Source organism: Candidatus Hydrogenedentota bacterium (assembly GCA_018005585.1).
In the GTDB taxonomy this organism is placed as follows: Bacteria; Hydrogenedentota; Hydrogenedentia; order Hydrogenedentales; family JAGMZX01; genus JAGMZX01.
Map to the genome: position 1 here is coordinate 1 of JAGMZX010000180.1, position 8,140 is coordinate 8,140.

Annotated in this window: 7 protein-coding genes; 5 read left to right on the forward strand and 2 right to left on the reverse strand. The window is 64.8% G+C overall.

From position 1 onward, the window contains the following. Positions 1–2: 2 nt before the first annotated feature. Entirely contained in the window at positions 3–1,223 is a 1,221-nt protein-coding gene (locus KA184_21115) for an ATP-binding protein (GenBank protein ID MBP8132089.1), read from the reverse strand. 312 nt (positions 1,224–1,535) lie between these two features. Between KA184_21115 and KA184_21120 the strand changes: the two genes are divergently transcribed. The 5 genes from KA184_21120 to KA184_21140 all read left to right on the forward strand — a co-directional run bounded on the left by KA184_21120 (position 1,536) and on the right by KA184_21140 (position 5,091). Beyond that, positions 1,536–2,300 carry an HAD family hydrolase gene (locus KA184_21120; GenBank protein MBP8132090.1) on the forward strand — a complete coding sequence of 255 codons (765 nt, stop codon included), beginning with the start codon at positions 1,536–1,538 and terminating at the stop codon, positions 2,298–2,300. 34 nt (positions 2,301–2,334) lie between these two features. Continuing rightward, positions 2,335–3,195 carry a type 1 glutamine amidotransferase gene (locus KA184_21125; protein ID MBP8132091.1) on the forward strand — a complete coding sequence of 287 codons (861 nt, stop codon included), beginning with the start codon at positions 2,335–2,337 and terminating at the stop codon, positions 3,193–3,195. A 232-nt stretch (positions 3,196–3,427) separates the two neighbouring features. Next, the gene (locus KA184_21130) at positions 3,428–3,799 is read left to right on the forward strand and encodes a hypothetical protein (protein ID MBP8132092.1); all 372 of its coding nucleotides are present in this window, start codon (positions 3,428–3,430) and stop codon (positions 3,797–3,799) included. Then, positions 3,792–4,763: a zinc-binding alcohol dehydrogenase gene (locus tag KA184_21135; protein ID MBP8132093.1), complete on the forward strand. Its 972-nt coding sequence runs from the start codon at positions 3,792–3,794 to the stop codon at positions 4,761–4,763. The genes KA184_21130 and KA184_21135 overlap by 8 nt, the downstream gene beginning before the upstream one ends. Positions 4,764–4,863: 100 nt before the next feature. Next, positions 4,864–5,091 carry a hypothetical protein gene (locus KA184_21140; protein ID MBP8132094.1) on the forward strand — a complete coding sequence of 76 codons (228 nt, stop codon included), beginning with the start codon at positions 4,864–4,866 and terminating at the stop codon, positions 5,089–5,091. A 350-nt stretch (positions 5,092–5,441) separates the two neighbouring features. On the opposite strand, the gene KA184_21145 is transcribed toward KA184_21140, so the two are convergent. Further along, positions 5,442–8,140 (reverse strand): hypothetical protein (locus KA184_21145; protein ID MBP8132095.1); only part of this gene is annotated, 2,699 nt, incomplete at its 5' end.

An 8,140-nucleotide genomic window follows, 5' to 3' on the forward strand; every position in this document is an offset into this window, starting at 1 on the left:
TGTCACGCGAACAGATGTCCGAGGGGAATGGCGAAAAGCCTGTCGCCCAGTTGGACGGCGTCGCGGCCATTGCAGGCGAGGACGGCGGCGATGCATGCGGGGGTGCGCTGGAGGAAGGCGCGCAGGCCGGACAGATCGGCGTCAGACCAGCGTGTGGCCGCCTTGACCTCGATCGCGATCACTTTGCGGGCTGATTCGATGACAAAGTCGACTTCGTGGCGGCCTTGCTCGCACCAGTAGGCCAATTGCGCGCCGGGCAGGTGGGCTTCGAGCAATCCGGCGAGATTCTGGGCCGCGTAGGTCTCGAACAACGCGCCGCGGAGCAGGTCGTCGCGGCCCGGTTCGAGGCCGTTGACGCCGGCGAGATACGCGGCCAGTCCGCTGTCCGTAACGTACACCTTGGGCGATTTGACGAGGCGCGAACTGCGGTTCTTGAGGAACGGCGGGATGCGGCGGATCAAGAACGAGGCTTCGAGCAGATGGAGATGGCGGGTTGCGGTGGCGGCGTTGAGCTTGGCGTCGCGTGCAAGGGCGCTCACCGCGAGCATTTGGCCCGTGCGCAGTGCGGCGAGTTGCGCGAGCGTGCGGAACGCGACGAGGTCGGTAATTTGCGACAGTTGCCGCACGTCGCGCTCGACGTAAGTCTGCACGTACCCGCGAAACCAGTCCTGCAAGGCGTCCGGCGGTCCCAGACAGGCAGGGGGCAGACCGCCCGCGAGAATTTCACGCTCGGTCACGGGCTTTGTGGCGCCGCGCGGCAGCGCCTGCGTGCGGAGGAACTCGATGAGGAACGGCGGCGCGGCGGTCTTGCCGAGAATCTCGCGGCGCGTCATGGGATGCAACGTGAAATACACGGCGCGGCCCGCCAGCGTCTCGGAAACGCGGCTCAATAGGGACAGATTCGCGGAACCGGACAGGACGAAGCGCCCCGGCTGGCGCTGTCTGTCCACGGCGCGCTTAATGGCAAGCAGCAGTTCCGGGCAGCGTTGCACCTCGTCGAGAATGACGGGTTCTCCCAGCAACGACTCGGGATTCGTCTGCGCGGCGGCCAGCGTGGCGAAATCGTCCAGGGTGCGGTAGGCGCGATTCGCGGCAATTGATTGCTCATGTTGAAGCAACGTGCTCTTGCCGGTCTGGCGCAAGCCGGACACGACGGCTACGGGCAGGCGTTCCAGGGCCTGCGCGAGCCGCGCCGCGATTTCCCGGGGCAGATAGTCTGTCATAATTCATCACATCATAGTGTCATTTTGACGCTATGTCAAGCAGAAATACGACAAAACAGGGACTGGCACAAGGGAGCGAGTCTTCGGGCGGCACGTGCCAGTCCCTGCTCGCTTGTGCCAGACCGTCGCTGGAGGCGGCATCTCCGTTCCCGGCGCATTACCGGCGCGTTCTTCCGAAAACAGGCCGTGCGCCTGGATTCCCGCGCCGGACCTGTGCTAGCATGCCTTCACTTTCGGAAAGAAGAGGCCGGCGGCTCTGTGCCGTCGGCTTTTCTTCAATAACATCCTGCCCATATGACATAGGAGTAGGCTATGACACGACGGCGGATTGGCGCGGTGACGTTCGATCTCTGGGACTGTCTGTTCTGTGACGATACCGATGAACCGAAACGCAAGGCCGCCGGCCTGCCTCCGAAACCCGTGGCGCGGCGCGACGCTTTCTTCCGCGCCGTCTCGCGGCATGCATCGATTGACCGGGTGGTGTCCGACGCGGCCTACGATGTCATGGAGGCGGCTTTCAACAAGGTCTGGCATGACGAACATGTCACGTGGCGCGTCGCCGAACGCATGCAGGTGCTGCTGAAGGGGCTGCGCCTCGCGTTGCCCGAGGATGAACTCAAGGCGCTGGTTTCCGTTTACGAAACGATGGAGCTGCAGTACCGGCCGGACCCCGCGCTGGGCGCGGCCGAAGCGCTTCGCGCGCTGCATGGCGCGTATCCGCTGGCGGTTGTCTCCGACACCGTGTACACGCCGGGCTGGGGCCTGCGCGAACTGCTGAAAGGCGCGGGGATGTACTCCTGTTTCGACTGCTTCGTATTTTCGGACGAGGCGGGCCACTCGAAGCCGCATCCCTCGGTGTTCGAGGCGGTGGCCCGGCATTTCGGCATCGCCGTGGGCGATATTGTGCATGTTGGCGACCGGCCCCACAACGATGTGGGCGGGCCCCACGCCGTGGGCGCGCGCGCCGTGCTTCTTACAGTAGTCAAACAGCGGCCCCTCGATGCCCACGCGCCCGACGCCGTCTGTGATGATTACGCCCAATTGGCCGACATAATGGCGGGCCTGGACGCCCGCTAATCTGGTATCTTTTCGAACGCTTGGAGATTTGGTGATGCCGAAACCTTTGCGTGTGCTCATTCCGGACGGCTACCCCATGGAAAGCCGTGAACAGTTCAACCAGGTCGGCATGCGCCTGGCCGCGGTGCTTTACGGCGACCTGCTGCAGAAGTACGTGCCCGGCGCCGAATACGACATCTGGTACAGCAGCGACCCGGGCGCGCAACCGCCCACGGACGAGCGCCTGGCGGAGTATCACGCCGTGATCTGGCCGGGCTGCAACCTGACCATCTACCACGACGACGATCCCCGCGTGCAGAATCACCTGAGACTCTGCGCGCGCGTGTACGAGGCCGGCCTGCCGCAGTTCGGCAGCTGCTGGGGCATCCAGCTTGCCACGACCGTCGCGGGCGGGCGCACCGAAGCGCATCCAGGCGGACGCGAGATGGGCATCGCCACGAAGATTCAACTGACGGAAGCGGGCAGGAAGCACCCCATGACGGAGGGCAAGCCCGAGGTCTACTCCCATTTCGTGAGCCACGACGACCAGGTCGTCGAGCTGCCGGAATGCGCCACCCGCCTCGCCGGCAACGACTGGAGCCGCGTACAGGCGGTCGAAGTCCGCTACAAGAACGGCATCTTCTGGGCGACCCAGTACCATCCCGAATACAACTTGCACGAAATGGCCGCGCTCATCCTCGCGCGCGAAGACCGCTTGCTCAAACAGGGTTTCTTCCACGACAGCGCCGATGTGCGCCAGTACGCGGAAAGACTCGAGACCGTATTCGCGGACCCAAGCCGCAAGGATATCCGCTGGCAACTCAAGATTGACGACAGCATCGTCGAAGACAGCATCCGCGAGCGCGAATTCGCCAACTGGCTGAAATACCTGGTCTTACCCCGGGTCGCGTCGTAGTGACCCGCGGGACACCCTGACACAGCGTCTGCGCCGCGGGGAATACCAGCCTTGCGGCGCGTCATAATTGTCTGCTTTTTGTGCCGCAGCATGCCGCCTCCCACCCTTCCCCTGTCCACCCTTTGCGCTGTCGGCGCGGTTTGGCTTACGATACCGCCCTCCCGCGGTTCCGGAACAAGAAAATCCAGCTACGGCCGGAGGCAGTCTCAACGTTTGACGGAGGGATACGCGCATGACGGTGTACAGACAATGGAAACCGATTCACTTCACGCCGGAGATGCCGGTCGAAAAACATTTTCATGACTACGACGAGACCTGGGTTATCTCGGGCGGCCGCTGCCGCGCATTCCTGGTCGGGCACGACGGCGTCCGCCAGGAATTCGAGCTGTGCGTGGGCGACATCTGGATGGTCGAGGCGGGCGTTGAGCACGGGTGCGACCCGTACCCGGAAGGAGTGGATATCTTCCCCTTCGCCGGCACGGTCCCCGAGGGGTCCCATGAGCCGGGAAGGCACTACTACATGGAACAGGAAGGCTACATCCCCCGTCTCATCGTCACCAAGACGCCGACGGACAGATATGCGGGGGGAGACGCGCATGCGTAAGGTCGGCATCGAATACCCGGCTGCGCGGCAGGTCCGGTTCAAGGACCTGGGCGAGCCGCCCGCGTTGCAGCCCACGCAGGTGCTGCTTGTCACGCGGCATTCGGGCATCACCAACGGCACCGAACGACACGCGCTGCTCGGCGAGCATTTCTGGGCCAACGCCTTTCCCAGCGTTCACGGCTACCAGCACGTATGCACGGTGGAAGCCACCGGCCCGGAAGTACGGCAATTCCGCACCGGCGACACCGTCTTCTATGGCCAATACGTCGGCCACCGCGGCTGGCACGTCGTCGACGTCGCGTCCGCGGCGGCCTCCGCCTACGACACGCACCTCACCATCGCGATTCCGGACACCGTGGCGCCGGCGGATTGCGCGCTGCTCGGCGTGGCGGGCGTGGCCATGCGCGGGGCGCGGCGCGCACGCGTCGCCCCGGGACGGCGCGTGTGGGTGGCGGGGCTCGGCCTCATCGGCCAGTTCGCGGCGCAATCCGCCCGCGCGCTCGGCGCGCACGTGACCGTCTCGGACATCAACCCGAAACGCGTGGAACTCGCCCGCCAGTGCGGCGCGCACCGCGCGTTCGACGCCAATGCCCCAGGTTTCTGGGCCGCCCTCAAGGAGGAGGGCCCCTACGACTGCGTCATCGACTGCTGCGGCGTGCAGTCCCTGCTCATGGATGTCTACGAGCACCAGTTGCTCGCGTACCAGGGGGTCGTGCTGTTGCTGGCCGTGCGCACCGAGACCGCCTTCAATTGGGGCATGATGCACACGAAGGAGGCCTCCCTTGAGGTTTCGTGCCATTTCAGTCTGGACGACCTCAAAGTCCTGCTGCATTTCATCACGCACGGAATTATCCGTGTGACGCCGCTTATCACCCACTCCGTGCCCATAGACGACGCCATCGGCATCTATGAACAATTGCGCGACAAGCCCGGCGATATGCTCGGTGTCGTGTTCCATTGGTAGGCGCCTCGCGGAGACGCGCGGCGGGAACTCGTGCCTTTCTTGACGCCCGGGCGGGATGTCCCTATACTGAGGCACGCAATGGCCACGGGGAGACGCGATCGTGACAGAAGAAATCCGACCCGGCTACTACCAGGACGCGGAAGGGGTATGGCAGAAGGATCGCCGCAGCGGGAAAGACCGGCGCGGCGACCGGAGCGAGTGGAAGCACGACGAGAAACGCCAGTACTTCCGCCGCAAAGCCGACCAGGAATTCTTCGACCGCGAACACAAGCAGGAAATCGAAGACGCCCTCGAAGACTTCGCCAAGGGACACGGCGGACACCTCTGATCGGTCGGGGGCACAGAGGCGCGCGCGACCGGGGTAAGGGTGTTTTGTTGCTTTTCTTCCTTCTTGATGGCATGCGCCATGGCAAAGCGAACAAATCAGAGATAAGCCGAGAAATCATCCCAATACTTGTTTTATGCCTCTTGCAGGGGCGGGGCATTCCTCGTCCTGGCGAAGCGCAGGCAAAGTCGTCATCGCTATTTCAATGGCATCCTCATATCGCATGCGCGGTCTTGCCCGTCACGCGGGTATTGGGATAGCCTCTATTCGAGCGGGCACACCATGAACAACGGGGGGATGGCACACTCTCTGCCGTCGATGTCAGCGGACCTCGTGCCGGCCGTTCCGGGTTCTTACGGGAGCACATTGATTGCGTAGGTCATACAGGGCAGGCCCTGCTGGTCGGGTTCGCCGGCCTCGGGGAAATTGGCGTGGACAACGATTTCATCGCCGGTCTGGAGGGAGAAGGAAACGCGCAGGTAGAGCCGCGCCGTGCCGGGCCGGTTAAAGGTCACGGGCACGCGCAGCGACCGGTCCGCGCCGCTGGGCCATTGAGGCACGTACACTTCGATCTGCGTGTGCAGAGGCACGATCTTCTCGGGGGCTTTGCGCCAGACGGTGCCGTCACGGTAGAAACGGCTGATAACCCTGCCGCCGGCCGCCCACAGGTCGTAGGACTCGTCGGGCGCGAGCGGCGCCTCGGGGCTGCACCCCTCGACCGCCACGACGAGCGTGCCAATCTGCTCCTGCCGGAACCAGTTGGTGGCCTGGATCTCGACGGTGGCGGGCGTTCCCACGTTTACGGTGCTCGGGTAGGTAAAGGTGACCCGGTCGAACGCGGACGTCTCGTAATGAATGGACGCGGCCGCCGCGGCGAAGCGGACGGGAAGGATGCCCGCCACCTCGTCGCCGATGACGGCGTACACCCGCAGTTCCTGGACCGTGTCACCCGCGGTCGACGCGCGCGCGACGGCAACCCTGTTATCCCCGGCGCGCACTACGGTCAGACCCTTGTCGGCGCGCCACTCGATGCTGTCCGCGGCCAGCCCGGGCGGGACCGTCTCGTAAGACACCTGCGCGCCGGTTTGCTGTCCGGACAACAGGAGCGACGCAGGCGTAAACCGCACCTCGTGTTTTTCGAAGGGCCGTTCCGCATGAATCTGTAGCCGGCCGACGACCGCGCCGTGCATATGAATCTCGAGCGTAGTATCGCGTACCTCGCCCAAGGCAAAGCCGGACGGTTCCATGGACACGAGCAGTTGGCCGCCGGGCGTGCGCTGCCAGGCAATGCCCTGAGCGCTGCCGGGCATGACGAACTCGAGGCGTTGCGCGACCGCCTCCGCAATCTCCGCCGGTTTCGGCGCGAGACTCACGTAGGCCATCGGGTTCGCCGGCGTCAGGTCCACGCGCGGCGGATAGACCTCGACGTAGTCCACGCTTGCCGGGCCCGCCATCTCAACCTTCATTTCGCCGACCGCCGTCTCCTGATACCGCGCCGTGATAGTGGCTTCCTTGATTTCGCCTTCCTGCAAGCGCACCAGCGGCCCCAGCAGCAGTTCAAGCTGCCGCGGCCCCTTGCGGTTTACAACGACCTCGTACGTATCGGCCTCGAAATGCAGCGCCTCCAGCACTTCCGCAGGCAGGTCCGGCGGCGCCACGTCAAATTCCACTTCCGCATGGCGCTGCGCATTGGTCAAGCGCGGCGCGCCCGCCAGAAATACGACTTTCGGCATGCTGGAGAACGGCGCGAGGGCCACGTCGAGTTGGCCTACGAGCCCGCCGTTGTACCAGGCGGAGACCGTGCGCGCACGGGTCTGCCCGCCTTCGATGACGGCCGAATCGCGCAAGCTGACGGCGATCTCCTGCATGCCTGTTCGCGTCACCGCCAGTTCGTAGCCGTCCGCACGGAAGCTGATCGCCTCGAGCACTTCGGGCGGCGCGCCCGCGGGCTCCACGTCAAACCGCACATTGACCCGGCGCGCCGCATTGCTCAGGCGCGCGCCGCCGCCGGGAAAGAAGACCTTCGGCGTGTAGGCCATGGCGAGCAATTCCACGCGCAGCGCGCCCACTTGCCGCCCGCAGCTCCATGCGGTAAGCATTTGGGACTCCCGCGCCAGGCCGGTCAGGCGGACGCCCGGATTCAGCGCCACCTCGACAACGTTGCGGCTGATGCGGTTGACCATGATGCGCGCATCGGCGCACTGCAGGGTGAGTTCGGAAAGCGCTTCATCCGGCACGGAGCCGGGCTCCACGTCGAAATAGACTTCGGCGGAAGTTTCCGCATTCGTTAACAGCACTTTCTCCGCCGCGAAGGTGACTTTTTCCAGCACGCAGGCGGGCCCGACGTGGACGGGCAGTTCCGCCAGGACCGTGTCGCGAAACATGGCCTGCAGGCGCGCTTCGACGGCCGTCTCATTCTGCGCGGCCGCGTCGACGCTGACGCGTAACGTTGTTTCCCCGTCGCGCACGACCTGCACGGGCGCGCTGCCCGGATCGACGCGGAACGCCACGTTCTCCCCGGAGACGGCCTTGCCCGAGGCATTGCGCAACTCAAAGGATACCTGCTCGCTTGTTTTCGCGGGCCCCACGTTCACGGAGGCAGGCGTGAATACGAACTGCAGCAGTTCCACCGGATTACGCAGTCGCACCACAAATGCGCCCAGGTCCACGCCGTAGTCTTCGAGCCGCGCGAATACCTTATGCGTCGTTTCGTCGCCCAGTGGCAAATCAAACGCCGCGGCCTTGATGTACACGGACTGTTCCCGCGGCCACACGGAGATGGGGCCGCTCGCGTACCAGGAAACGCCCTTGAGGTCCGCACCCGGCGGCTCCACCTTGAAACTCATCTCCGCGGCATCATGCAACGGGTCCAAGACGATATCGGGCGCATCGAATGTCAATTGGTGCGGCGCATCCTGCGGCAAGGCGGCGCGAACGTCCTGCGGCGGCTGAGACGCGGAAACATCCGCCGGCGGGGGAGCAACGACGGGGGTCTGTGCGGGGACAGTGTCGGGCGGAGCGCTGACCTGCGGCGGTTGCGCCACCTGCGCGG

What these genes read in the sequence shown, in the direction of transcription:
- KA184_21115 (MBP8132089.1), bottom strand. Translation starts at nt 1,223, where the DNA reads ATGACAGACTATCTGCCCCGGGAAATCGCGGCGCGGCTCGCGCAGGCC.
- KA184_21120 (MBP8132090.1), top strand. Translation starts at nt 1,536, where the DNA reads ATGACACGACGGCGGATTGGCGCGGTGACGTTCGATCTCTGGGACTGT.
- KA184_21125 (MBP8132091.1), top strand. Translation starts at nt 2,335, where the DNA reads ATGCCGAAACCTTTGCGTGTGCTCATTCCGGACGGCTACCCCATGGAA.
- KA184_21130 (MBP8132092.1), top strand. Translation starts at nt 3,428, where the DNA reads ATGACGGTGTACAGACAATGGAAACCGATTCACTTCACGCCGGAGATG.
- KA184_21135 (MBP8132093.1), top strand. Translation starts at nt 3,792, where the DNA reads ATGCGTAAGGTCGGCATCGAATACCCGGCTGCGCGGCAGGTCCGGTTC.